Raw genomic sequence first — 23,435 nt, forward strand, 5'->3', positions numbered from 1 at the left:
CAGCACCTGCCCCGCAAATGCCGGCCGTTCATGGCCCCGTCGCCCTGCCCCCCGGGGCGCTCGCTAGACTCGGGGTTTTCCAGCGCCGCGGAGCCGCCGCAATGACCCAGTGGTACTTCCATGCCTCGGCCCAGGCCGACCGAATCGGACCGCTCGATGACCCGGCCGCGCGCCGCTACGCGCAGGCCAACCCGCGCGCGCTGGCCTGGTGCCAGGGCATGAGCGGATGGACCTCGATTGCCGAAGTGCCCGAACTGCAATCCGCGGCCCCGGGCATGCCCCACACCCCGCCCCCGGTCCCCGCCGCCGCCAGCGGCCGCGCCGACGACATCGAGTTCCGCATCGTCGGCCATGAAATGCAGTTCGTGGAAATCGAGCTTGATCCCGGCGAGAGCGCCATTGCCGAGGCCGGCGCGTTGATGTTCAAGGACGCCACGGTGCAGATGGATACCGTGTTCGGCGCCGCCAATGGCGACCAGGGCGGCGGCTTCATGGGCAAGGTGATGGCTGCCGGCAAGCGCGTACTGACCGGCGAAAGCCTGTTCGCCACCGTCTACACCCAGAGCGGCCATGGCAAGGGCAAGGTCGCCTTCGCTGCGCCCTACCCCGGCACGGTGCTGGCGATGAAACTGGACCAGCACGGCGGCCGCCTGATCTGCCAGAAGGACAGTTTCCTGGCCGGCGCGCGCGGCGTGCAGATCGGCGTGCAGTTCCAGCGCAAGATCATGACCGGCCTGTTCGGGGGCGAGGGTTTCATCATGCAGAAACTGGAGGGCGACGGCTGGGTGTTCATCCACGCCGGCGGCTGCGTGGTGGAGCGCGAGCTGGCCGCCGGCGAACGCCTGGACGTGGATACCGGCTGCGTGGTGGCCTACCACCCGACGGTGGACATGGACGTGCGTCGGGTGGCCGGCATCAAGAGCATGCTGTTCGGCGGCGAAGGCGTGTTCCTGGCCACGTTGACCGGCCCCGGCAAGGTCTGGCTGCAGTCGCTGCCGTTCTCACGCCTGGCCGGCCGCATGTGGATGGCCGCACCGCAGGGCGGCGGCCAGAACCGCGGCGAAGGCTCGGTGCTGGGCGGCCTGGGCCGGATGCTGGATGGCGATAACCGCTTCTGACCGCCTCCGGTCGTGCCGGCCGCTGGCCGGCAACCTCATGGACCTTGGCACGCATCCCGGTAGTGCCGGCCGCTGGCCGGCAGCCCCATGGACCGTTGCCAGGTTTCCCTATGGTTGCCGGCCAGCGGCCGGCACTACCTTTATGAATGGGCGATATTTCCCACCCTGCCCGCCCCGCCACGGCTTCGGTATGCTGGCGCCCTTTCCTGAATCCGGCGCCGTGCGCGCACTGCCGATGAGCCTGTTCCGCCCCCGCATGCTGCTGTCTGTCGCCCTGATCGGCCTGCTGGCCGGCTGCGGTGGCGACCCGGTCCGCCCCACGCCACCGCCTGCGCCGACCGTGGTCCCGCAGGCCAAGCCGGTGAAGATCGGCATCGCCCTGGGCGGCGGCGCGGCCAAAGGCTTTGCCCATATCGGCGTGATCAAGATGCTGGAGGCCAACGGCTTCGAGCCGGCCGTGGTCGCCGGCACCAGCGCCGGCAGCGTGGTCGGCGCCCTGTATGCCAGCGGCATGGATGCCTTCCAGATGCAGAGCAGGGCCGTGGCGCTTGATGAAGCCAGCATCCGCGATGTGCGCCTGTTCTCCGGTGGCCTGGTGCAGGGCCAGAAGCTGCAGGACTACGTCAACGAACAGGTTGCCAACCGTCCTGCCGAGCGCCTGAAAAAGCCGTTCGCCGCCGTCGCCACCCAGCTGGAAACCGGCGAGCGCGCAATCTTCGTGCGCGGCAATGTCGGCCAGGCCGTGCGCGCGTCGAGCAGCATCCCCGGTGTGTTCGAGCCGGTGAAGATCGGCGGCCGCAACTACATCGACGGTGGCGTGGTCAGCCCGGTACCGGTGGACGCTGCCCGCCAGCTCGGCGCCGACTTCGTGATCGCCGTCGACATCTCCAGCAAGGCCAGCGGCAAAGCGCCGACCGACATGCTGGGCATCGTCAACCAGTCCATCTCGATCATGGGCCAGCGCCTGGGCGAGCAGGAACTGGCGCGCGCCGACATCGTCATCCGCCCGAAGGTACTGGACATCGGTGCCGCCGATTTCAGCCAGCGTGGCACCGCGATCCTGGAAGGCGAAAAGGCCGCGATGGCAGCGATGCCGCAGATCCGCGCGAAGATCCAGCAGCTGCAGCGCGCGCGCGCCGCAGCTGCCGCACCGGCACCGGTGGCCGCGCCGAAGTGCGAGGAAGCCTCGCGCCTTGGCAAGCTGATCGGCCGCAAGGACAAGTGCTGATCCATTGAAGCCAGGCCACCGGGCCCGCCCGGTGGTCGCTCAGGACTCCAGCTGCGACAGCGGCAACGCCTGGAAGCCCTTCACCGTGCGCAGCACGAAGCTGGAATTGGCATCGGCCACGCCACCGGCATTGAGCAGCCGGTCCAGCAGGAAGCGCGAGAAGTGCTCCAGGTCGCGCACGTACACGTGCAGCAGGTAGTCCATGTCGCCCGTCAGCGCGTGGCAGGCCACCACCTCGTCCCACGCCTGCACGCTGTCCACGAAGTGGCCGATGGCGGCCTGGTCGTGCTTTTCCAGCTGCACGCGCACGAAGGCCTGCAGGCCCAGCCGCAGCTGCCGTGGCTCCAGCCGCGCGCCATAGCCGACGATCACGCCCTCGCTTTCCAGCCGCTGCAACCGCCGCAGGCAGGCCGAAGGCGAGAGATTCACCCGCGCCGCCAGTTCGGCGTTGGTGGCGCGCCCATCCCGCTGGATTTCGGCCAGCAGGCGTATATCCGTGCGATCGAACTGGACTTCTCCGGCCATTGTTGCCCCGCAACATGGTGAGTACGCAAGGATATTGCGCCAACAAGGCCAATCGGCGCAACTTTTGCAACCCTGTTGCGCGTCCCCTGCCCTAGCATCGTGGGTATCCCATCCAGGAGTGCCGCATGGACCTCGCCCAGCCCCGCCGCGTCGAACACCAGCAGACCGACAAGGGCTACGTGCCGGTGTATACCACCGCGCTCGTCGAGCAGCCATGGGACACCTACAGCGCCGACGACCACGCAACCTGGAGCACGCTGTACCAGCGCCAGCGCGAGCTGCTGGTCGGCCGTGCCTGCCAGGAGTTCCTGGATGCGCAGGACGAAATGGGCATGAGCGCACACATGATTCCGCGCTTCGACCAGCTCAACGAAGTGCTCGGCGCCGCCACCGGCTGGACCCTGGTCGGGGTTGAAGGCCTGTTGCCGGAACTGGATTTCTTCGACCATCTGGCCAACCGCCGTTTTCCGGTGACCTGGTGGATCCGCCGCCCGGACCAGATCGACTACATCGCCGAACCGGACCTGTTCCACGATCTGTTCGGCCACGTGCCGCTGCTGATGAACCCGGTGTTCGCCGACTACATGGAGGCGTACGGCCGCGGCGGCGTCAAAGCGCATGCGATCGGTCCGGATGCGCTGCAGAACCTGACCCGCCTGTACTGGTACACCGTGGAGTTCGGCCTGATCGACACGCCCGAGGGCCTGCGCATCTACGGTGCCGGCATCGTGTCGTCGAAGGGCGAGTCGCTGTACTCGCTGGAATCGGCCGCGCCCAACCGCATCGGCTTCGACCTGCAGCGGATCATGCGCACGAAGTACCGCATCGACACCTTCCAGAAGACCTACTTCGTCATCGACAGCTTCGAACAGCTCATGCAGGCGACCTCGCCGGACTTCACCCCGATCTACGCGGCACTGGCCAACCAGGCGCATCTGCCGGCCGGTGAAGTGCAGGGCGACGACCGCGTGTTCCAGAAGGGCACCGGCGAAGGCTGGGCCGACGGCGGCGACGTGTAAGCACACAACGCGCACGGCTTTGCACTGAAAACGGCGCACATGGGTGCGCCGTTTTCGTTGTTGCCTGCCTGCGCCACTGCAGCGGCGCAGGCGAGGGCAGGGCACTCAGGCGTCCACGGCCCGGCAGGACCCGCGCACCATCAACTGCGGATGCACGCTGGCGGCGGTCGGCGCGTCGGGCACGTCGGCCTGGACCAGCATGGCGGCGGCGGTGCGGCCGATATCGGAGACGTGGCGCCGCACCGACGTCAGCGGCGGCCACAGCCGCGATGCCAACGGGCTGTCGTCGTAGCTGACGATCGACAGCTGCTGCGGCACCGCGATGCCTGCACGCAATGCCACCTGGTACACGCCTGCGGCGATTTCGTCGTTGCCGGCGAAAATCGCACTGGGGCGTTGCTCGCCCATCAGCAGCCGTTCGGCGGCATGCACGCCGGACTCGAAGGTGTCGCCCGCTTCCAGCACGCGCTCGCCGGGCAGGGTCAGGCCGACCTGCGCCAGCCGATCAAGGAAACCATGCGTCCGTTCGCGCGCAGCACGCCGGTCACCCGGTCCGGTGATCACCGCAATGTCGCGGTGGCCAAGCGAAAGCAGGTAGCCCGCCGCAGCGGCAGCGCCATCGCGGTCATGGGTGACCACGGCATGGTTCTCATCCTCCGAGGCATGCGCGTTGATGCGCACGTAGCGACAGTCGATGTCATCGAGGGTCTGCGCCAGCGCAGCCGATTCGGACGCACGCGGCCCCAGGATCACGCCGTGCAGCTTCTGCTGCTGCACGAAACGGCGCACGCCCTGCGGGCATTCCGGATCCTGGCTGTCGCAGGGGTGCACCACCAGCTCATAGCCGGTGCCGCGCAGCGCGTCCAGCGCGCCGTGCTGCAGGTCGACAATGCATTGGGCACCCGGGTCGTCATACACCAGGCCGATCAGGAAGGAGCGGCGGAATGCCAGCCCGCGCGCGAGAGGATCGGGCACGTAACCGACCTCGCGCATCAACGCCTCGACCTTGTCGCGGGTGTCCTTGCGCACCAGCGGCGAGTTGTTGATGATTCTTGAAACCGTTTTCTTGGAAACTCCCGACAGTCGTGCGATGTCGTTGATCGTGGCAGCCTTGCCCTTCGATGCCGGCAACGCGGCATCGCTAATAGTTCGCACTGACATGTATAGAACCAGGTAAGTCGGAGAATTCTAGCCTTGCGCCCGTCGGGCGCGAAGTTGCGGAATGTCGCAGCGGATCTGAATCGTGTCGTGTTCGACAGGTTCTGCTGCGCAAGGTTCCATTGTGATCGCTCTACTGCGTCTGCATCTGAATCGTTCTTCCGCGCGTATTCACCTTGAATGTGGACGCGACGCGCGCGAACGCCAACATTCCCTTAACCATGCTCCGCTACATTCGAGGCATGGACCTGCAGACTTCTCCGTTTCCGCCATTCCGCGGCCGCGACCGGTTGATCGCCGCAGTCGACGCGGCGATGAGCTCCGGTGATCCCGAGCGCATCACGACCGACCTGCAGCTGGCGCTGCAGGAAGCCATAACCGACAGCCGCATCGAGTTGCCCGAATGCGTGCATCGGCCGGTCAGCGATCATTACGCGCGACGTCCGCTGTACCACAGCCGCGAACACGGCTACAGCGTGATTGCCATGAGCTGGGGCCCAGGGCAGGGCACGCCGCTGCACGACCACGATGCCATGTGGTGTGTGGAGGGCGTGTGGTTGGGCGAGCTGGAGATCACCCGCTACGAGCTGCTGGAGTGCGCCGGCGAGCGCTGGCGCTTCCGCCGCCACGCCGCGCTGCGCGGGGGCTGCGGCAGTGCAGGCAGCCTGATCCCCCCGCATGAGTACCACACCCTGCGCAATGCCAGCGATGAGGCACTGGCGATCTCGGTACACGTGTACGAGGCGCAGATGGAGCGCTCGGCGGTGTTCGATCCGCTCGGTGGCGACTGGTACCAGCGCCGCATCCAGGCGCTGCAGGCCGACCCGGCCTGAATCCGGCGCAGTGCGGAGCAGGGCACCGTCGCGGTCCGCATGGCATCATGCGCCGCTGCGCTGCCGGCACCGGCAGCATCCGCGATGCCCTGGCGGGCAAGGAGCAAGACGATGTCCAGCGCTGATCCGCGCCTGCGCGCGCTGTTGAAGCTGGCACCGGTGATCCCGGTGTACACCCCCGAAGATGTGAATGAAGCGGTCGAAGTGGCCCAGGCGCTGTTCCGTGGCGGGCTGCCGGTGATCGAGGTGACCCTGCGCACGCCGCAGGCGCTGGATGCGATCAAGGCCATGGTCGAGGCCGTGCCGGACGCGGTGATCGGTGCCGGCACCGTACTCAACGCCGCGCAGATGCAGGCGGCGAAGCAGGCCGGTGCGCGTTTTGCCGTTTCCCCCGGTGCCACGCCGGCACTGTATGCGGCCGCGCGTGATGCCGACCTGCCGTATCTGCCCGGTGCTGCCACCGCTTCGGACCTGATCCAGGGCCTTGAGCACGGCGCGGACACCTTCAAGTTCTTCCCGGCCGTGCAGGCCGGCGGCGCCGCGCTGCTGGCCGCCTGGCACGGCCCGTTCGCCGATGTGCGCTTCTGCCCGACCGGCGGCATCAGCGCGCAGACCGCGCCGCAGTTCCTGCACCTGCCCAACGTGCTGTGCGTGGGCGGTTCGTGGCTGACCACCCCGGCGCTGCTGCAGACCCGCGACTGGGACGCCATCGAGCGCCTGGCCCGCGAGGCCTCGGTGCTGGCCAGCTGAACCTGCTTCGCGGATCTTCAAAGGTTTGATCGTGATCAAAGCGCCGGCCTCGCGCCGGCGTCATTCTGTGGGCAAGCGCACTACGGAGATCCGAACATGAATTCCACCATGAAGGCCGCTGTCGTGCGTGAGTTCGGCAAGCCACTGGTGATCGAGGAAGTCTCGGTACCGCGCCCGGGGGCGGGCGAGGTACTGGTCAAGATCGAGGCTTGTGGCGTCTGCCACACCGACCTGCACGCCGCCGAGGGCGACTGGCCGGTGAAACCGAACCCGCCGTTCATCCCCGGCCACGAGGGCGTGGGGCACGTCGTGGCCGTGGGAGGCGGGGTAGGGCACGTCAAGGAAGGCGACAGGGTCGGCATCCCCTGGTTGTACTCGGCGTGTGGTCATTGCGAACACTGCCTGGGTGGCTGGGAAACGCTGTGCGAGACGCAGCGCAATACCGGCTACTCGGTCAACGGCGGCTTCGCCGAGTACGCACTGGCCGATGCCAACTATGTCGGCCTGCTTCCGAAGGACGTGGGCTTCGTCGAGATCGCGCCGGTGCTGTGCGCCGGCGTGACCGTCTACAAGGGCCTGAAGGTCACCGACACCAAGCCCGGTGACTGGGTGGCGATTTCCGGCATCGGTGGCCTGGGCCACATGGCCGTGCAGTACGCCCGCGCGATGGGCCTGAACGTGGCCGCGGTGGACGTGGACGACACCAAGCTGGCACTGGCCCGCCAGCTGGGCGCGCAGGTCACCGTCAACGCGCGCACCACCGACCCGGCCGCGTTCCTCAGGAAGGAAATCGGCGGCGCCCACGGTGCACTGGTCACCGCAGTGTCGCCGAAGGCGTTCGAGCAGGCACTGGGCATGGTCCGCCGTGGCGGCACTGTCTCGCTCAATGGCCTGCCGCCCGGCAACTTCCCGCTGGACATCTTCGGCATGGTGCTCAACGGCATCACCGTGCGCGGCTCGATCGTCGGTACCCGCCTGGACCTGCAGGAATCGCTGCAGTTCGCCGCCGAGGGCAAGGTCGCGGCCACGGTCAGCACCGACCGCCTGGAAAACATCAACGACGTGTTCGCGCGCATGCATGCGGGCACCATCGAAGGCCGCGTGGTGCTCGACTTCGCCGCCTGACCCCCTGTGCATGGCCGCCGTCGCTCCGTCCCCCTCTCCCACGGACGCGGCGGCCATGCCGATTCATCGGTAGTGCCGGCCGCTGGCCGGCAACGCGGGCACTCTGTGGCCGCCGTACAATGCGCGCATGCCCGGCCTGCTCAAGACCCTGTTCCTGTCCCTCGTTGCCCTGATCGGCGGCGTGCTGTCGCTTGCGCTGGTCAGCAGCGTCGCCAGCTGGCTGCCACCGTTGCTGGGCCTGTCGCCGGACAACAACAGCGTGCAACTGGGCTGGGATCTCACCTTCAGCGTGCTCGGTGGCATCGCCGGGGTTTCCTTTGCCACCTATTACGCGCCCTGCTGGCCGCGATCGCACGGCTTCTCGATCTGGTCGCTGGTCGCACTGGGCTGTGGCTACGCCATGTGGACGGCGGGTGCGGATTTCCCGTTCTGGTTCGTCATTTCACTGCTGGCGTCACTGCCGTTGCAACTGCTGGCCGGCTGGTGGTTCGGCCGTCGTCCCTCGCGCGATCCAAGGTGATGCCGCCCCTGTAGAGCCGAGCCCATGCTCGGCTGCCTGTGTCGATGTGCATGCAAGCCGAGCATGGGCTCGGCTCTACAGGTCCATGCGCGGCAGCGTCTGCTTCAACCGCGCGATGCCCTGCCATGGGTCACCCTTCAGCCGCTTCGCGCGCGCCAGTGCCTTGGCCATCGGAAAAGCGTCGGCCGCACTGACGCGTGCAAGCTCTTCCCAGCGCAGCGGCACTGCCACGCCAGCGCTGTCGCGTGCACGCAGCGACCACGAGCACACGCTGGTAGCGCCCCGTGTGTTGCGCAGCCAGTCGATGAAGATCACCCCGCCGCGCTTGGCCTTGCTCATCGTCGCCACATAGCGATCAGGCTGCTCCAGCGCCATTGCCTGCGCGAATGCCTCGCAGAACGCCTTCGCCTCGTCCCAGCCTGCCTTGGGCTGCAGCGGCACCACCACGTGCACGCCCTTGCCACCGGACAGGCGTACGAAGCTCTTCAGGCCCACCTGCTGCAGGCGGTCACGGACATCACGCGCAGCGGCTTTCACCTCCGTCCAGCCGACCCCTTCACCGGGATCGAGATCGAACACCAAGCGATCCGGGTGCTCGGGATCGGCCACGGTCGCGCCCCACGGATGCAGCTCCAGAGTGTTCATCTGCACCAGTTGCAGCAGGCCCTGCACATCGTCGATGTAGACGTAGTCCTCGCGGCCGCTCTTCTGCTGCAGGGGCACCGCGTGCACGGCATCCCCCAGGCCGGGGCCATGGTGCTTCTGGAAGAAGCAGTCCTTGCCCACGCCATCCGGGCAGCGCAGCAGCGACAAGGGCCGCCCGGCAATTTCGGGCAGGATCCAGCGCGCCATGCGCTGGTAGTAGTCCGCCACGTCGCCCTTGCTGAACTTCTGCCTTGGGAACACCACCCGCTCCGGATGGGTGATCTGGACCTCGCCGCCGGCTTCAGCACTCGATATGGCCACTCCCAGGTCCTCCTTCTGCTTGTCGATGCGCAGCCGCTTGAAACTGGCCTGGCGCAGCAGGCCTTCCTTGCCCCAGCCACGGAAGGCCACCTCCGCCACCGTCACCGGCTTCACCCAGCGAACGCTGGCGGCGCGGAACGGCACATGCGCCGGCAGCTGCAGCACAGGCGTCTTCACCGCCAACGGCTGCAGCGCCTTGTGCAGCGCGCGCAGGCGCTCGTCGTCGAAGCCGGTGCCGACCCGCCCCACATAGCGCAATCCGCCGTTGTCCGGCGTGGCGAGAAGCAGCGAGCCGAACCCTACCCGGGAGCCCTTCGGTGCCGTGTAGCCGACAATCGCGAACTCGTCGGTGTCTTCATGCTTCACCTTCACCCAGCTGCGTGCACGGGTGTTCACGTAGGGCGCATCCACCTGCTTGCTGACGATGCCTTCGAATCCCGCCTTGCCGCTGGCATCGAATACCTGCGGGCCATGGTCGATCACGTGCTCGCTGAAGGCCAGGGTTCCGGGCGTGGGTCCGATGAGATCCTTCAGCAGCGCCTTGCGCTCCAGCAGCGGTGAACGACTGATGTCCACGCCGGCCACACCCGGCAGATCGAACACGATGTAGCGCAACGGTTGCTTCGAACTCCCGTCGATCACGCGCTGCAGCGCGGCGAAGTCGCTGCGCCCCTGCTTGTCCAGCACCACCAGCTCGCCGTCCAGGCGCGCATCCCGCACCGGCAGTGCCTGCACGGCCTGTACCACCTCGGGGAAATCACCGGTCCAATCCAGGCCGTTGCGGGAGCGCAGCGTCACCTTGCCTTCGTGCAGATCGGCCAGCAGGCGATAGCCATCCCACTTGATCTCATGCAACCAGCGCTCGCCGTCCGGTGCACTGTCGCGATGATCGGTCAGCTGTGGCTTGAAGGCACGCGGGTAGGGCGTGTCACGCGCGCCGTCCAGGTTCAGTGCTCGCGCATGCCAACGCGCATCGGCCTTGCGGGTCGCCGATCGTGCAGCCGGTGCGGCGCGCGTTGACTTGCCCATCGTGCGCTTGCTCACTGCGGATGTGCGTTTCGGCATGGGGGATTGGAGCAGATCATCTGCTTCGGCATCGCGCGCTTCCTCGTCGTCGCGTTTGATCAACAGCCACTGCACCTGGCGTCCCTTCATCGCTGTGCGCACCAGCTTCCAGCCGCCGGCCAGGCGTTGCCCATGCAGCACGAAGTCGATCTTTCCCGCTGCCAGTGCCTGCAGTGGATCGCCTTCGCAGGCCCATGTGCCGTGATCGAAGACCTCCACGTGGCCAGCGCCGTAGTGGCCTTCGGGAATATCGCCTTCGAAACCGGCGTAGGACAGCGGATGGTCTTCCACTTCCACGGCCAGCCGCTTGTCACCAACGCGAAGCGAAGGACCCTTCGGCACCGCCCAGCTTTTCAGCACACCGTCCATCTCAAGGCGGAAGTCATAGTGCCGCGAAGTGGCATGGTGCAGCTGTATGACAAAGATCGGCCGCCGCTTCGGATTGCCGTGTGCGGGCGTGTCGTCAGGTTCCGGTGTCTGCCCGAAGCCACCGCCAAGTCGGCGCTTTCGCCGGTACTGGTGCAACGACATGGCTCAACCTGCCTTGCGACGTGCAGCGGTTTTCTTCGCGGCCTTCTTCGTTGCCTTCTTTGCGGCCTTCTTTACCGTCGGCTTGGTGGCTGCTTTCCGCGTTGCCATCTTCTTCGCCGGCGTACGCTTGTTCGCGTCCAGGCTCTTCTGCAGCAGCGCCATGAAATCGACCACGTTGGTGGTGGCATCCTCGCGCGGTACAGGCTCATCCTCCACCCGGGTGGTACCGCCCTTGGACTTGATGCGCTTGTTCAGCACCTGCTGCAGGCGCTCGCGGAATTCGTCGTGATACTGCGACGGATCCCAATCACCGGACATCGACTCGATCAACTGCTCGGCCATCGCCGTTTCCCTGCTGCTGATGCGGTAATCGGCGAGCTTTCCGGTGGGCAGCTTGTAATCTTCGGGATCCACCAGTTCCTGCGGATAGCGCAGGATCATCAGCACCAGCGCGTCCGCATGCGGCATCACCGCGCACAGGTATTCGCGGGTACGCACCACCACCCGGGCGATGCCCACCTTGCCGGTGCTGCGCAATGTCTCGCGCAGCAGCACGTAGCCCTTTTCGGCCTTCTTGCCGGGCACCAGCAGGTAGGGTTTCTCGTAGTAGCGCGGGTCGATCTGCGCGGCATCCACGAACGATTCCACCTCCACCGCTTCGTGGCTTTCCGGTGCCGCAGACCGGATATCGCCTTCCTCCAGCACGACATAGCTGCCCTTGTCGTACTCGTAGGCTTTGACGATGTCCTTCCATGGCACTTCCTCGCCGGTATCGGCGTTGACCCGCTCGAAGCGGATCGGCTTGCGGTCGCGGGAGTCGAGCATGCGGAACTGCAGATCGACCTTGCGTTCGCCTGACATCAGCGACACCGGCACGTTGAGCAGGCCAAACGACAGCGTGCCGGTCCAGATCGGGCGGGCCATGGGCGTACCTTTGGCGGGGCAGGGCATCCAGCTTCGGATGGGCGGTGTAAACCACCCGTGTCGATACCGTGCACGTGGGTTCTACGGAGAACGGTAGTGCCGGCCGCTGGCCGGCAGAGCTCGCAGCCTGAAGTTTCCTGAGGTTGCCGGCCAGCGGCCGGCACTACTGCAGCAACGGCCTCACCGCCACCGCCGGAATATGATCCAGCGCGCGCCAGGCGTCTTCCACCACCGGCCGTGCCTGCGACCAGCTCAACCGCGACTGCCCGCGCATCTGCTCCCAGTGTTCGGCCAGCTCCTCGCACGTATCCGCGGCGTCACCGCGCGGCCAGTCGGCAGCGTGGGTGGTCAATGCGAAGGCGTAGACCGGGCATAGATCGCGCCAGTTGCGGTGGTTCTGCCCGCGACGCTCTTCGTAGTCGCTGAGCATGTACTGCAGGTAGTCCTGCGCCACCGCCTGCGGATCTTCATGGCGGCGCGTGCGGCGTTGTGCGGTGCGCTGGCCGAGCGGATCGAGCAGGGCGTTGAACACGGACGGTGCGGGTCGTTCAAGACGGGGCATGGCCGGCTCCTGCAGCGGGGGCGGGTGGGCAGGAATACGCGCGGTGCTGTTACCGGGGGGTGAGCAAGATGTTCATGACGCCGGGTTCGCGGCGGCTTTACCTGTGGCGCGGTGTAGTGGGAGCCCCGAGCGCAGGTAGCCAGACCATGAGCCGAGAGAATTCCCGAGACCCGTTGCGGGAAAACCACCCGCCCATTCCCGGTGAACAGCGCGGCAAGCGCGATGCCGACAATGCCGACTACCGCGGCACCGGTGCACCTTTCTACGACGCCGAGCACGGTGGCGACCATCTGCCGGTGAAGCACGAGGCTGAACAGGCCGCCCAGGACCGCAAGGATGGCGGCGACCGCCATCGCGGCGGCCAGGAAAGCCCGCTCAAGCGTCGCGAACGCAAGCAGCGCGCCAGCGACAACCAGGACGAGGCGCTGGAGGAGACCTTCCCGGCCAGCGACCCGACCTCGCCGTTCGTACCGGCCAAGGCCCCCGACTGACGGGTAGTGCCGGCCGCTGGCCGGCAACGTCTGGGCTGCCCTGCACGGAGCGATGCCGGCCAGCGGCCGGCACTACCCACTCAACGCCAGGACCATTGCAGGCCCACGCTGGCCCGGCGGCTGGGCCCCGGTTCGTAGAAGCGCCCGTTGCCGTCATTGACGATCACCGAGCCGATGTAGGCCTGGTCCAGCACGTTCTCCAGCCGGGCGAAGGCGCGCAGCTCGCCACCTGGCAGTGTCCAGCGACGGCCACCTTCCAGGTTCAGCAACGCGTAGCCCGGCGCCCGCTCGGTGGCCACGTCGTTGACCACGGTGTCGCTGCTGGCGGCGGCCTCCAGCGCCCACTGCCAGTCGGCCGGCGTCCACTGCAGCCGGGCAAACGCCTGCTGGCGCGGTACCCCGGGCAGGCGGCTGCCGGCGGAGACCCAGGTGTTCGAGGTCTGGTACGGCGCACGCACCTGCGCCTGCAGCCAGGTCCAGGCCACCTGCAGTTCCAACTGTTCTGCCAACGGCTGCCGGTAGCGCAGTTCCACACCCTGGCGGCGGGTGCGGCCGATGTTGCGATAGGTGCTGCGTCCGCCGATGTTGCTGGCAACTGCCAACTCATCGTCGGTATCTGCGCGGAACAGGCTGATATCGAGCTGGGTTCCATCCTGTGCATGCCATTTGCTGCCCACCTCCAGGCTGCGGCTGCGCGCCGCCGCCAGATCCAGCGCCAGTCCCGCCTGCCCGTCGGCGCGATACCCCAGCTCGTTGAAGGTGGGCGTCTCGAAGCCACGGCCCACCGCCGCGTGCAGCCGCCACTGCGGGCTGGCCGCGAAGCTGATCCCGGCCACCGGCGTGGTGGCCTGGTAGCGGCGGTGGCCGCTGTCGTCCGGGTTGCGGGCGGTGATGTAGCGATCGTCGGATTCGAAGCGCACGGCGCTGCGACGCACGCCAGCCAGCAATGACCAGCGTGGACTCCACTGCCACCACGCCTGGGCGAACTGATCGACGTTCTGCACGGTGTCGATCTGGTCTCTGCGCAGCCGCCCACGCACGCCGAGAGCGCTGCCGATGAAGTTCTCGTAGCCGGTGCGATGCTGGCGCTGGCGGTCGGCGCTGAGCCCGGCCACCAGATCCAGCGGCCGGCCGGCGAGGTCGCCGTGCCAGCCCCAGCGCGCGTCCAGCCCGCCATAGCCGCCCTCCAGGTCGATCACCCCGCCGGCATGCAACGGGCTGTTGGTCTGAGCTGCCGGCGGGATCGGCAGGTACTGGCGTACCGCGCGCTGGCCGGCATAGCCCATCAGCTGCCAACGCTGCGCCCTGGTTTCACGGGTCCAGCGCAGGCCGGCCTGCTGCTGGCGCACCGATTTACGGGTGTTGTACTGGTGCGCCACGGCGGTGGCCTGGCGCGGATCGGCCGTCACCTGGGCACGGCTCAGGCCCAGCGGGTCCTGCGCATCGGGGGCATCGAAGGCATTGAGCAGCAGCTCCAGCCGCCCCCCGCCGAGATCGCCACCGATACGCGCAGTGAGCGATTCGCGGCGGGCACGGCTGTGGTCGCGCCAGCCATCGGTGCGGAAGTGATTGGCGGCGATGTTGTAATCCAGAACACGGCCGGCACCCTTCAGTTGCGCGCCGACGCTGAGCGTGTTGTCGGCGCCAGCGTTGAGCCGCAACCGCCACGGGTCGCCGGCCTGGCCCTGCGCGCTCCAGACCTGCAGCACGCCACCGGAGGAGTTGCCGTACAGCGCCGAGAACGGCCCGCGCAGCACCTCGACGCGTTCGGCGCCCAACAGGCTGGCGTGTGACAGCTGGCCCTGGCCATCGGGCATGGTGGCCGGCACCCCGTCGATCAACACCCGCACCCCACGCACACCGAAGGTCGAGCGCGCACCAAAGCCACGGATCGACAGCTGGGTGTCCTGCGCGAAGTTCTGGCGGTCGCGGGCGACCAGGCCCGGGACCCCGGCCAGCGCCTCGGACAGCTGTGCGCCGGCGCCGGGACGGGCGGCGTCGATCCAGACCGTGTCCTGGCTGGCCGGCAGCGCGAACGGGTCGATGCCGGGCACGCGTGCGGCCTGCACCTGCACGCTGGGCAGGGCGGTCGGCGCGGACTCGGCCAGCGCCGCCCAAGGCGACAACAGCAGGGCAGCGAGCGGCAGGCAATGGCGGCGTGCGGCGGGATTCATGATTCAGGTTGATGGATCAGGCGGCAACGCACGCCATGGTACGGGGCCACGGATGACGATGGCGGCGGCCAGCCCCGGCAGGCTTTGTTACGATGGGCTGTTTCCGGCTGCAAGGCCGCAGACCGCGTAGCGCACTTCCTCCCCCTTTCCGTCTACCGAACGAGTACCGCCGTGTCCTTCTTTGCAAACGTGGAACTGGTCCCAGGCGACCCGATCCTGGGCCTGACCGAGGCGTACAACGCCGACAGCCGCCCGACCAAGGTCAACCTGGGTGTGGGCATCTACTACGACGAGAGCGGCCGCATCCCGCTGCTGCGCGCCGTCAAGCAGATCGAGCAGCAGCTTGCCGCTGACGCCAAACCGCGCGGCTACCTGCCGATCGATGGCCTGCCGGCATACACGCAGGCCACGCGAGAGCTGGTGTTCGGCAAGGACTCGCCGCTGCTGGCCGCCGGCCGCGTCACCACCGCACAGACCGTCGGTGGCAGCGGTGCGCTGCGCGTCGGCGCCGACGTGCTGAAGAAGCTGCTGCCGCACGCCACCGTTGCGCTGAGCAACCCCAGCTGGGAAAACCACCGCGCCGTGTTCAGCGCGGCCGGCTTCGAGGTGGTGGATTACACCTACTTCGACCCGACCACCCACGGCGTCAACTTCGACGGCCTGCTGGCCGACCTGGGCAAGCTGGAAGCCGGCACCGTGGTGCTGCTGCACGCCTGCTGCCACAACCCCACCGGTGCCGACCTCACGGTCAGCCAGTGGAAGCAGGTCGCGCAGCTGCTGAAGGACAAGCAGCTGTTCCCCTTCATCGACATGGCCTACCAGGGCTTCGACAAGGGCATCGAGCAGGATGGCGCCGCCGTGCGCATCATCGCCGAAGCCGGCATCGACAGCTTCATCGTCGCCAACTCGTACTCCAAGTCGTTCTCGCTGTATGGCGAGCGCGTGGGTGCGCTGTCGATGGTGGCGCCGACCGCTGCTGACGCCAAGGCCGTGCAGTCGCAGGTCAAGCGCGTGATCCGCACCATCTACTCCAGCCCGTCCACCCACGGTGCTGCGCTGGTGGCCGGCGTGCTGACCAATCCGGAACTGCGCGCGATGTGGGAGCAGGAGCTGACCGAGATGCGCGAGCGCATCCACGCCCTGCGCCAGGGCCTGGTCGAGAAGCTGGCCGCTGCCGGTGCGCCGCAGTTCGGCTTCATCAACGAACAGGCCGGCATGTTCTCCTACTCGGGCCTGAGCCGTGAGCAGGTCGAACGTCTGCGCGACGAGTTCGGCATCTACGCCGTCGGCACCGGCCGCATCTGCGTGGCCGCGCTGAACCAGAACAACCTGGAATACGTCGCCAAGGCCGTGGCCACCGTCGCCAAGGGCTGAAGCAAGGCTGCAGTGGTTTGAACAAAGGCGCCGAAAGGCGCCTTTGTTTTTTTGCGCCCAGGTCTCTGTGGAGCCGGGCTACGCTCGGCTTGTGCGGCATGAAGGACGAAGAGCAGCCGAGCGCGGGCTCGGCTCTACAGAAGGAAGGCGCCACCAGCGCAACGCATCTGGAAACGGTTACGCCTTCCCGCGCTCACGCACGCCCCCGCCAGACGGGCGACAATAGGCGTTTTCCCGCTGCCGAGACCTGCCCGACCATGTCCCGTACTTCGTTGACCCGCTTCCTGATCCAGGAACAGCACGCCGGCCGCATCAATGCCGACCTGCGCCAGCTGATCGCGGTCGTCGCCCGCGCCTGCACCAGCATCTCCATCGCCGTCAGCAAGGGCGCCCTCGGTGGCGTGCTCGGCGACGCCGGTACCGGCAACGTGCAGGGCGAAGCGCAGAAGAAGCTGGACGTCATCAGCAACGAGATCCTGCTCGAAGCCAATGCCTGGGGCGGCCACCTTGCCGCCTGCGCCTCGGAGGAAATGGACCACAGCCAGCCGGTGCCGGACATCTATCCGCGCGGTGATTTCCTGCTGCTGTTCGATCCCCTCGATGGCAGCTCCAACATCGACGTCAACGTCTCCGTCGGCACCATCTTCTCGGTGCTGCGCTGCCCGACCAACGTCGAGCTGCCGGGCGATGACGCCTTCCTGCAGCCGGGCAGCAAGCAGATCGCCGCTGGCTACTGCATCTACGGGCCCAGCACCCAGCTGGTGCTGACCGTCGGCCACGGCACGCACGCCTTCACTCTGGACCGCGAGAAGGGCGAGTTCGTGCTGACCACCGAGAACATGCAGATTCCGGCGACCACCCAGGAATTCGCCATCAACATGTCCAACCAGCGTCACTGGGAGGCGCCGATGCAGGCCTACGTCAGTGATCTGCTGGCCGGCAAGGAAGGCGCGCGCGGCAAGAACTTCAACATGCGCTGGATCGCCAGCATGGTGGCCGACGTGCATCGCATCCTGACCCGCGGCGGCATCTTCATCTACCCGTGGGACAAGAAGGATCCGTCCAAGGCCGGCAAGCTGCGCCTGATGTACGAAGCCAACCCGATGGGCCTGCTGGTCGAACAGGCCGGCGGCGCCGCCTGGACCGGCCGCGAGCGCATCCTCGACATCCAGCCCGACCAGCTGCACCAGCGCGTGCCGGTGTTCCTGGGTTCGCGCGAGGAAGTGGCCGAAGCGGTGCGTTACCACCACGCGCACGACGAAGCGAAGGGCTGACGGCTCAACGCCTGACGGCGGTCATGGCAGTTCGATGACATGACCGCAGGGTGACACCGCGGGCGGCAAACGGCACCATCAAGCCGTTGCCGCCGAAGGAATGCACGCATGCACGAGCAGGGCCCGGTCGATTTCATCGAGGTCATCCACAACGCCGTCCCCAGTGAGGTCTGCGCGGCCATCGTCGAGCGCATGCGTGCCACGCGTGGCCTGCTGCCCGGTGCGGTGGGCAGTGGCGTGTTCCCGGAACTCAAGCACAGCAAGGATCTGCGCATCAGTGGCCTGGACGGCTGGCAGGATGTTGATCAGCAGCTGCAGATTGCGGTGTTCAACGGCCTGCTGACTTATCTACGCCGTTATCCACAGGCGTTGATTGCCCCGCTGATGTTGCAGATCCAGGACAGCAATGGCCAACCGCGACGCCTGTCTGCCGAGGACTTCCCCGACATGCCGCAACAGCAGCTGGCCGACCTGGCCCGCACCTGCCTGCGTCCGGGCGCGATCAACCTGCAGTGGTATGCCGCGGGCGAGGGTGGCTACCCGTACTGGCACTGCGAGCTGTACCCGAAGGATGCGCAGGCCGAGACCCTGCACCGGCACGTGCTGTGGACGCTGTACCTCAATGACGACTTCGACGAAGGCGAAACCGAGTTCCTGTTCCAGGGGCGGAAGATCGCGCCACGCACCGGTAGCCTGCTGATTGCGCCGACGGCGTTCACCCACACCCATCGCGGCAATCGGCCACAGGGTGGCGACAAGTTCATCGCCACCAGCTGGATCCTGTTCCAGAGTGCGCAGAAGTTGTTTGGCGGGTGATCCCGAGCTGCTCGTCGGCCTTGATGTAGAGTCGAGCCATGCTCGACTGATGGCCTCAGAACAACGACCCCTGCGGCGAATCCTTCTTCGGCGGCAGCGGCTTCTGGAACCGGCTGCAATCCAGCTTCGGCCAATGGCTGTTCTGCGCATTGAATCCCAACCGCTTGCGCGCCAGCTTGAAGCGGTTGTTCAGCAGATCGGGCTACACACCCTGGCCGCGCATGCGGGTGCCGAACTGGCTGTCGTAGTCCTTGCCACCACGCAGCTGCTGGATGGTACTCATCACGTGCGCGGCGCGATCGGGATGATGGGTATCGAGCCAGTCGCGGAACAGCGGCGCCACTTCCAGCGGCAGGCGCAGCAGCACGTAGCCCGCGGTACTGGCGCCGGCATCGTGCGCAGCCTCCAGCACCGCTTCAAGTTCGCTGTCGTTGATCCACGGAATCACCGGCGCCACCATCACGCCCACCGGGATACCCGCGTCATGCAGACGCTTCATCGCGCGCAACCGTGCATGAGGTGCTGATGCGCGCGGTTCCAGCTTCGCGGAAAGATGCGGGTCCAGCGAGGTCACCGAGAAATGCACACTGACCAGGTTCTCCGCCGCCAGCGGCGCGAGCAGATCAATGTCGCGCTCGACCAGTGCGTTCTTGGTGATCAGCGAGAACGGATGCCTGGTTTCCAGCATCACTTCGATCAGCTGGCGGGTCAGTTTGAACTTGCGCTCGATCGGCTGGTACGCATCGGTGTTGATGCCCAGCGCGATCGGCTGCGGCACGTAACCGGGTTTCGACAGTTCCTTGCGCAGCAGCTGAGGCGCATTGATCTTGGCGAACAGCTTGGTCTCGAAGTCCAGGCCAGGCGACAGGTTCAGATAGGCATGCGAAGGGCGCGCGAAGCAGTAGGAACACCAACACTATATGTGTTCGAGGAAAAGTGTTCAGCACTGCGTCCCCTACGGCGGCTTCCCTACAGACTACCTGCGGAGTTCCGTCCTCTTGTATTCCAGCCCAAGGCGGTAAAGGGTAGGTTAGCCGGGCATTGCGACTACCCCCAGACTTGAGGCTCTGCGAGCAGGCCAATTCAGGATGAATTCTTCCTGCTCCGCAGTCTCCACTGCACCAGGGCGCACCGAGCGCACCTTAGCGATCGCATCGATGCCGTCTGGAGCGCAGCCCGTGTCAATGAGAAGCATCGACGCCACGGTCCCCGCTCGCCCTAGGCCTCCTTTGCAGTGCACCACGATCCTGCTTCCGGACAAGAGCTCGGCTGCGAACTGGGGTCCTGTGGATTGCCATGGCAGAAGCAGCCGTGCATCAGGAGCCGCACCATCCTTAATCGGTAGGCCGTGCCACATCAAGCCATGCGCTTTGGCACGCTCTGCCAAGGAGGTAATTCGTAGCTCTTCGAACTCCCACGGCTCAATCAACGTGATCAGATGCTGTGCTCCCCACGCGACTATCGACGCCAGATCGATATCCAAGTCTCGGGCCCAAGACCCCGTCATTGCGACGTCCTGATATTTTCCCGGTGCAAAGGTAACGCCGATCGCACCGCCATTCACGCCGATAGGCAGCGTCGCAATCTGCAGTGGATGAGAATTACTTGTTCTGCTCACCTGCGCTCTCCGAAATCAATGGCCCTGTTGGGCGAGAAGCGAACGCTGCGCCCTTTTAACCTGAAAGTCCAACGGTGAGCCTAGTGGTACGGATATGGTCTTACTGAATCCCATAAGCAGCGCAGAATCGCCCAACGCCTGAGAGAGGGGCCAGGCCCCATTCGACGTTGGAACGAGCCTGGAGGACGCGGTTCCAGAGAGCAGTGAGGCCCAGTTCCAGCCTCTGGCCGGCACCATCCTTACTGGGCGGCCGCTATCGGCCAGAAGCGGCAGCAGGCGCGGCGATACCTGAGGCAATGCGATCTGATCGGAGTGGGCTTAAGCGACGCCCTCCCTCGAGCGCCAAGCCATAACTGGATCAGGGGGGGCTCCAACTCAGGGCTCTCGACAACTCAGCTTGACTGCCTCTATTCTTCCTTTCATGTCCGCCTTCTCGGCCCGCCACCGTCGACTCATCCGGTTCAGCCTTTTCGTGCTGATGCTGTTGAGCGTCGTTGTTCGGCCGATCGTGATCCAACAGGGCGAGCTCCATACTGCCGAGCACGACATCGCTGCAACGGCAGAGCACGGGCACTCACACGGTCCTGGAACTGGCGACAACGTAGATCCGAAGCATGCATCGGGCGTGCACAGCGTCCTTCACCAGGCCGATGTGAGCTTTGCCGGCATGCTGGTGTCTTCGAATCTGAACCTAGCAACTGTTCCGCCGGCATCTTTACTGCCCGGCCTGCACTCCGTCGATGAGCCCTCTGGTCATCGCGGCTCGCCATTCAGACCTCCGATCGTCTGACGACACCTGCCGCGCTGTAGCGGCCTGAGCGCGCTGTCCACCCAATGTTGGCCGGCAGCGCGTCGTCATGACCATCGTCGGAGATTTTCCGTGAAATTACGTAGTTTGTGGGCGCTCGCCATAGCCGGCGCCTACGGTGTGGCCGTGCCTGGCCATGCCGCTGAAGTGCTGCGCTTGGAGGATGTGGTCGCCCGCGCCCTCGGCACCCATCCCAGCGTCCAGGCAGACACCGCTCGACTGGAAGCTGTCAGAAGCCGGGCGGGCCGGGAGGCATTGCCTACGCCGCTCGTGCTGGGCGGCGAGCTTGAAAACGTGGCTGGCTCAGGCGGCCTGAGCGGCCTAGACGCCGCCGAATCCACCTTCCGCATCTCCAAGGTTCTAGAACTGGGTGGGAAGCGGGCTGCGCGCCAAGCGCTCGGCGGCGCCGAGGTGGACGCTGCCCGAAGCGAAGCGGACGTCACCCGTATCGCTATCGCAACTTTGGCCGCAGGGCGTTTCGTCGACGTGCTGGCCGCCCAGGAGCATGTCGAGCACGCCGAAGAGCGCATCAAAATGGCCAGCGCCATGCGCCGTGAAGTGGCCCGTTGGGTCGCGGCCGCCCGCAATCCCGACTCGGACCTGAGATCCGCCGAGATCGCCCTGCTCGATGCCGAGCTGAAGCGGGAGCAGGCATTGCAGGCTCTGGAAAGCGCGCGAATGTCGCTGGCTGCCACGTGGGGGGCGCCAAGTCCGGATTTCGGCTCGGTTGCAGGGGATACCGCGGTCCTTCCCCCTCTGGATGATTTTGATGATCTGAGCCGGCGCCTCGCCACGACACCACAACAGCGCGCCTTGGACGCTCAAGCCGGAGTTATAGATGCAAGGAGGGAGATCGCCCGCGCTAGCGCCAAGCCGGATGTCAGCGTTGGCCTCGGCATCCGCCGACTGGAAGCCACCAAGGACAGCGGCCTGGTGATGTCCGTCTCCGTCCCGTTGGGGAGCCGTCGGCGATCGGACTTCTCCGTGGCTGAAGCGGACTACGAACTCACCTCTCTCAAATACCGGCGCCAGGCGCAGATGCTGGAAATGCGTCAGGAGCTGTTTGGCATCTACCAACAGCTCAAGCAAGCGCAATCGGAAGTGGAGTCAGTGCGCCAGCGTCAGTTGCCAAAGGCCCAGCAGGCCTTTGATCAGAGCCGCAGGGGCTTTGAGGAAGGACGCTTCTCCTTCCTGGTACTCAGCCAGGCTCAGCAAAGGCTCTTCGATCTTCGCGAACGGGAAGTCGAAGCCGCCGCGCGCTATCTCCGTCTCCTGGTCGAGGCCGACCGCCTCACCGCTTCTGCCTTGGACATTCGCCCATGAACCGATACGTATTCCTGATCCTGCTTCCAATTGCCCTGGCTGCGTGCGGTGGCAACGAATCGTCGCAACGAGCAAAGCCAGAGGACACTGCTGCGACCGCAGGCGACTATGAGCGAGGGCCGCATCGCGGTCGCATGCTTCGCGACGGCGACTTCGCCCTTGAAGTAACTGTTTACGAAACCAATACCCCGCCTCATTTCCGGCTGTATGCCTATCGCAACGACAAACCGCTGGCACCTGGAGAAGTCAAAGCGACGATACAACTCAAGCGTCTGGACGGCGAAGTCAACAACTTCAGCTTTATTCCAGAGAAGGACTACCTGGTCGGCAGCGGGGAGGTGGTCGAGCCGCATTCCTTTGATGTCAAAGCCGATGCGGTGGTGGGTGGAAAGAACTACGCCTGGTCTTACGCCTCCTATGAAGGGCGCACCACGATAGATCCGAAAGCCGCTGCCGACGCAGGTGTCGTGGTCGAGTCCGCCGAACCGGGGACCATCCGGGACACCGTTTCCCTCATGGGCAACGTCGCGGTCGACACCGGCCGATTTGCTGCGGTCAAGGCACGCTTCCCTGGCGTGGTCCGCAGTGTGGCGGTCGAGATGGGACAACGCGTCTCGGCTGGTCAGACGTTGGCCACAGTCGAGGGCAATGACAGCATGCGGACCTACTCCGTCACGGCACCTTTCAGTGGAGTCGTACTCGCGCGCAGCACGTCGGTAGGCGATGTCGCTGCCGACAACACGCTGTTTGAAATTGCCGACCTTTCGGAGGTCTGGGTGGACCTGCGTGCGCTGGGAAGCGATGCCGAGCGACTGTCGCCAGGCCAGATGGTGACCATTCGCTCGGCAACAGGCGGTTTGGAAGCAACGGGAAAGCTGCAGGGCATCCTTCCGTTGGCCAGCGCTGGCCAGACCGTGGTGGCACGTGTGGCCCTTACCAACAGCGAGGGCAGGTGGCGACCAGGAATGGCCGTATCCGCCGAAGTCGTCATCGCGGAAACGGAGGTTCCATTAACAGTAAAGGAATCGGGCCTGCAGCGTTTTCGGGACTTCACCGTGGTATTCGCCCAAGTGGGCAACAGCTATGAGGTGCGGATGCTTGAACTGGGTAGGCGCGATGGCGATCGCGTGGAGGTACTGAAAGGGCTTAAGCCGGGAACCCGGTACGTTTCCGAGCAGAGCTACCTGATTCGTGCCGACATCGAAAAGTCCGGCGCAAGCCACGACCACTAAG

At 66.1% G+C, this 23,435-nt stretch carries 21 protein-coding genes and 1 pseudogene; 14 read left to right on the plus strand and 8 right to left on the minus strand.

Going from position 1 to position 23,435, the window contains the following annotated elements; genetic code table 11:
- Positions 1-101: 101 nt before the first annotated feature.
- The gene (locus tag AC5P5V_RS05715; protein WP_061480458.1) at positions 102-1,118 is read left to right on the plus strand and encodes a TIGR00266 family protein; all 1,017 of its coding nucleotides are present in this window, start codon (positions 102-104) and stop codon (positions 1,116-1,118) included.
- A 235-nt stretch (positions 1,119-1,353) separates the two neighbouring features.
- Positions 1,354-2,346 (plus strand): patatin-like phospholipase family protein, encoded by a 993-nt coding sequence (locus AC5P5V_RS05720; RefSeq protein WP_061480471.1) that lies wholly within the window; start codon positions 1,354-1,356, stop codon positions 2,344-2,346.
- Positions 2,347-2,385: 39 nt separating this feature from the next.
- Here the strand turns inward: AC5P5V_RS05720 and AC5P5V_RS05725 are convergent, their stop codons facing one another.
- Complete coding sequence (locus AC5P5V_RS05725) at positions 2,386-2,871, minus strand: Lrp/AsnC family transcriptional regulator (protein ID WP_005411782.1); 486 nt, start codon at positions 2,869-2,871, stop codon at positions 2,386-2,388.
- Positions 2,872-2,996: 125 nt separating this feature from the next.
- Between AC5P5V_RS05725 and phhA the strand changes: the two genes are divergently transcribed.
- Positions 2,997-3,890 carry a phenylalanine 4-monooxygenase gene (gene phhA, locus AC5P5V_RS05730; RefSeq protein ID WP_053496712.1) on the plus strand — a complete coding sequence of 298 codons (894 nt, stop codon included), beginning with the start codon at positions 2,997-2,999 and terminating at the stop codon, positions 3,888-3,890.
- 105 nt (positions 3,891-3,995) lie between these two features.
- On the opposite strand, the gene AC5P5V_RS05735 is transcribed toward phhA, so the two are convergent.
- On the minus strand, positions 3,996-5,051 hold the full coding sequence (locus tag AC5P5V_RS05735; protein WP_061480459.1) for a LacI family DNA-binding transcriptional regulator: 1,056 nt from the start codon (positions 5,049-5,051) through the stop codon (positions 3,996-3,998).
- 239 nt (positions 5,052-5,290) lie between these two features.
- On the opposite strand from AC5P5V_RS05735, the gene AC5P5V_RS05740 reads away from it, so the two are divergent.
- From AC5P5V_RS05740 to AC5P5V_RS05755, 4 genes are all read left to right on the plus strand, one after another.
- Positions 5,291-5,881 (plus strand): cysteine dioxygenase family protein, encoded by a 591-nt coding sequence (locus tag AC5P5V_RS05740; protein WP_061480460.1) that lies wholly within the window; start codon positions 5,291-5,293, stop codon positions 5,879-5,881.
- 111 nt (positions 5,882-5,992) lie between these two features.
- On the plus strand, positions 5,993-6,631 hold the full coding sequence (gene eda, locus AC5P5V_RS05745) for a bifunctional 4-hydroxy-2-oxoglutarate aldolase/2-dehydro-3-deoxy-phosphogluconate aldolase (RefSeq protein ID WP_065186797.1): 639 nt from the start codon (positions 5,993-5,995) through the stop codon (positions 6,629-6,631).
- Between the two features lie 96 nt (positions 6,632-6,727).
- Complete coding sequence (gene adhP / locus AC5P5V_RS05750; RefSeq protein WP_061480462.1) at positions 6,728-7,756, plus strand: alcohol dehydrogenase AdhP; 1,029 nt, start codon at positions 6,728-6,730, stop codon at positions 7,754-7,756.
- Positions 7,757-7,883: 127 nt separating this feature from the next.
- Positions 7,884-8,276: a hypothetical protein gene (locus AC5P5V_RS05755; protein ID WP_134968989.1), complete on the plus strand. Its 393-nt coding sequence runs from the start codon at positions 7,884-7,886 to the stop codon at positions 8,274-8,276.
- A gap of 75 nt (positions 8,277-8,351) precedes the next feature.
- Here AC5P5V_RS05755 and ligD read toward each other — a convergent pair whose 3' ends face one another.
- The 3 genes from ligD to AC5P5V_RS05770 form a co-directional block, all read right to left on the minus strand.
- A complete protein-coding gene (gene ligD, locus AC5P5V_RS05760) occupies positions 8,352-10,838 on the minus strand; it encodes a DNA ligase D (RefSeq protein WP_134968988.1) in 2,487 nt (828 codons plus the stop codon).
- Positions 10,839-10,841: 3 nt separating this feature from the next.
- Complete coding sequence (gene ku / locus AC5P5V_RS05765) at positions 10,842-11,762, minus strand: non-homologous end joining protein Ku (RefSeq protein WP_154349999.1); 921 nt, start codon at positions 11,760-11,762, stop codon at positions 10,842-10,844.
- A 163-nt stretch (positions 11,763-11,925) separates the two neighbouring features.
- On the minus strand, positions 11,926-12,324 hold the full coding sequence (locus tag AC5P5V_RS05770) for a hypothetical protein (RefSeq protein ID WP_049413394.1): 399 nt from the start codon (positions 12,322-12,324) through the stop codon (positions 11,926-11,928).
- A 146-nt stretch (positions 12,325-12,470) separates the two neighbouring features.
- On the opposite strand from AC5P5V_RS05770, the gene AC5P5V_RS05775 reads away from it, so the two are divergent.
- Positions 12,471-12,815 (plus strand): hypothetical protein, encoded by a 345-nt coding sequence (locus AC5P5V_RS05775; RefSeq protein ID WP_053496719.1) that lies wholly within the window; start codon positions 12,471-12,473, stop codon positions 12,813-12,815.
- Between the two features lie 80 nt (positions 12,816-12,895).
- On the opposite strand, the gene AC5P5V_RS05780 is transcribed toward AC5P5V_RS05775, so the two are convergent.
- On the minus strand, positions 12,896-14,989 hold the full coding sequence (locus AC5P5V_RS05780; protein WP_231352423.1) for a TonB-dependent receptor family protein: 2,094 nt from the start codon (positions 14,987-14,989) through the stop codon (positions 12,896-12,898).
- 171 nt (positions 14,990-15,160) lie between these two features.
- Here AC5P5V_RS05780 and AC5P5V_RS05785 point away from each other — a divergent pair, with 171 nt between their 5' ends.
- The 3 genes from AC5P5V_RS05785 (at position 15,161) to AC5P5V_RS05795 (ending at position 18,453) form a co-directional block, all read left to right on the plus strand.
- Positions 15,161-16,363, plus strand: coding sequence for an amino acid aminotransferase (locus AC5P5V_RS05785; protein ID WP_134968147.1), 1,203 nt, complete (start codon positions 15,161-15,163; stop codon positions 16,361-16,363).
- Between the two features lie 257 nt (positions 16,364-16,620).
- Positions 16,621-17,637: a class 1 fructose-bisphosphatase gene (locus AC5P5V_RS05790; RefSeq protein WP_134968146.1), complete on the plus strand. Its 1,017-nt coding sequence runs from the start codon at positions 16,621-16,623 to the stop codon at positions 17,635-17,637.
- A 108-nt stretch (positions 17,638-17,745) separates the two neighbouring features.
- Positions 17,746-18,453 (plus strand): 2OG-Fe(II) oxygenase, encoded by a 708-nt coding sequence (locus tag AC5P5V_RS05795; RefSeq protein ID WP_032957940.1) that lies wholly within the window; start codon positions 17,746-17,748, stop codon positions 18,451-18,453.
- A gap of 55 nt (positions 18,454-18,508) precedes the next feature.
- On the opposite strand, the pseudogene AC5P5V_RS05800 reads toward AC5P5V_RS05795, so the two are convergent.
- Positions 18,509-19,363 (minus strand): annotated as a pseudogene (locus AC5P5V_RS05800) (PA0069 family radical SAM protein); the annotation flags it as partial.
- A 120-nt stretch (positions 19,364-19,483) separates the two neighbouring features.
- Positions 19,484-20,071: a cyclin-dependent kinase inhibitor 3 family protein gene (locus AC5P5V_RS05805; RefSeq protein ID WP_012478648.1), complete on the minus strand. Its 588-nt coding sequence runs from the start codon at positions 20,069-20,071 to the stop codon at positions 19,484-19,486.
- A 421-nt stretch (positions 20,072-20,492) separates the two neighbouring features.
- Here AC5P5V_RS05805 and AC5P5V_RS05810 point away from each other — a divergent pair, with 421 nt between their 5' ends.
- The 3 genes from AC5P5V_RS05810 (at position 20,493) to AC5P5V_RS05820 (ending at position 23,434) form a co-directional block, all read left to right on the plus strand.
- A complete protein-coding gene (locus AC5P5V_RS05810) occupies positions 20,493-20,861 on the plus strand; it encodes a hypothetical protein (RefSeq protein WP_012478647.1) in 369 nt (122 codons plus the stop codon).
- A gap of 90 nt (positions 20,862-20,951) precedes the next feature.
- Positions 20,952-22,202, plus strand: a complete 1,251-nt coding sequence (locus tag AC5P5V_RS05815; RefSeq protein ID WP_012478646.1) for a TolC family protein — start codon at positions 20,952-20,954, stop codon at positions 22,200-22,202.
- Positions 22,199-23,434, plus strand: a complete 1,236-nt coding sequence (locus AC5P5V_RS05820; protein WP_005411786.1) for an efflux RND transporter periplasmic adaptor subunit — start codon at positions 22,199-22,201, stop codon at positions 23,432-23,434. Before AC5P5V_RS05815 ends, AC5P5V_RS05820 begins: the two co-directional genes overlap by 4 nt.
- Position 23,435: the final 1 nt, after the last annotated feature.

This window comes from Stenotrophomonas sp. YJH_SMC_130, assembly GCF_059369035.1.

Bases quoted from the DNA above. Each gene is read 5' to 3' on its own strand.
- AC5P5V_RS05715 (WP_061480458.1), top strand. From the start codon at position 102: ATGACCCAGTGGTACTTCCATGCCTCGGCCCAGGCCGACCGAATCGGA.
- AC5P5V_RS05720 (WP_061480471.1), top strand. From the start codon at position 1,354: ATGAGCCTGTTCCGCCCCCGCATGCTGCTGTCTGTCGCCCTGATCGGC.
- AC5P5V_RS05725 (WP_005411782.1), bottom strand. From the start codon at position 2,871: ATGGCCGGAGAAGTCCAGTTCGATCGCACGGATATACGCCTGCTGGCC.
- phhA (WP_053496712.1), top strand. From the start codon at position 2,997: ATGGACCTCGCCCAGCCCCGCCGCGTCGAACACCAGCAGACCGACAAG.
- AC5P5V_RS05735 (WP_061480459.1), bottom strand. From the start codon at position 5,051: ATGTCAGTGCGAACTATTAGCGATGCCGCGTTGCCGGCATCGAAGGGC.
- AC5P5V_RS05740 (WP_061480460.1), top strand. From the start codon at position 5,291: ATGGACCTGCAGACTTCTCCGTTTCCGCCATTCCGCGGCCGCGACCGG.
- eda (WP_065186797.1), top strand. From the start codon at position 5,993: ATGTCCAGCGCTGATCCGCGCCTGCGCGCGCTGTTGAAGCTGGCACCG.
- adhP (WP_061480462.1), top strand. From the start codon at position 6,728: ATGAATTCCACCATGAAGGCCGCTGTCGTGCGTGAGTTCGGCAAGCCA.
- AC5P5V_RS05755 (WP_134968989.1), top strand. From the start codon at position 7,884: ATGCCCGGCCTGCTCAAGACCCTGTTCCTGTCCCTCGTTGCCCTGATC.
- ligD (WP_134968988.1), bottom strand. From the start codon at position 10,838: ATGTCGTTGCACCAGTACCGGCGAAAGCGCCGACTTGGCGGTGGCTTC.
- ku (WP_154349999.1), bottom strand. From the start codon at position 11,762: ATGGCCCGCCCGATCTGGACCGGCACGCTGTCGTTTGGCCTGCTCAAC.
- AC5P5V_RS05770 (WP_049413394.1), bottom strand. From the start codon at position 12,324: ATGCCCCGTCTTGAACGACCCGCACCGTCCGTGTTCAACGCCCTGCTC.
- AC5P5V_RS05775 (WP_053496719.1), top strand. From the start codon at position 12,471: ATGAGCCGAGAGAATTCCCGAGACCCGTTGCGGGAAAACCACCCGCCC.
- AC5P5V_RS05780 (WP_231352423.1), bottom strand. From the start codon at position 14,989: ATGAATCCCGCCGCACGCCGCCATTGCCTGCCGCTCGCTGCCCTGCTG.
- AC5P5V_RS05790 (WP_134968146.1), top strand. From the start codon at position 16,621: ATGTCCCGTACTTCGTTGACCCGCTTCCTGATCCAGGAACAGCACGCC.
- AC5P5V_RS05795 (WP_032957940.1), top strand. From the start codon at position 17,746: ATGCACGAGCAGGGCCCGGTCGATTTCATCGAGGTCATCCACAACGCC.
- AC5P5V_RS05810 (WP_012478647.1), top strand. From the start codon at position 20,493: ATGTCCGCCTTCTCGGCCCGCCACCGTCGACTCATCCGGTTCAGCCTT.
- AC5P5V_RS05820 (WP_005411786.1), top strand. From the start codon at position 22,199: ATGAACCGATACGTATTCCTGATCCTGCTTCCAATTGCCCTGGCTGCG.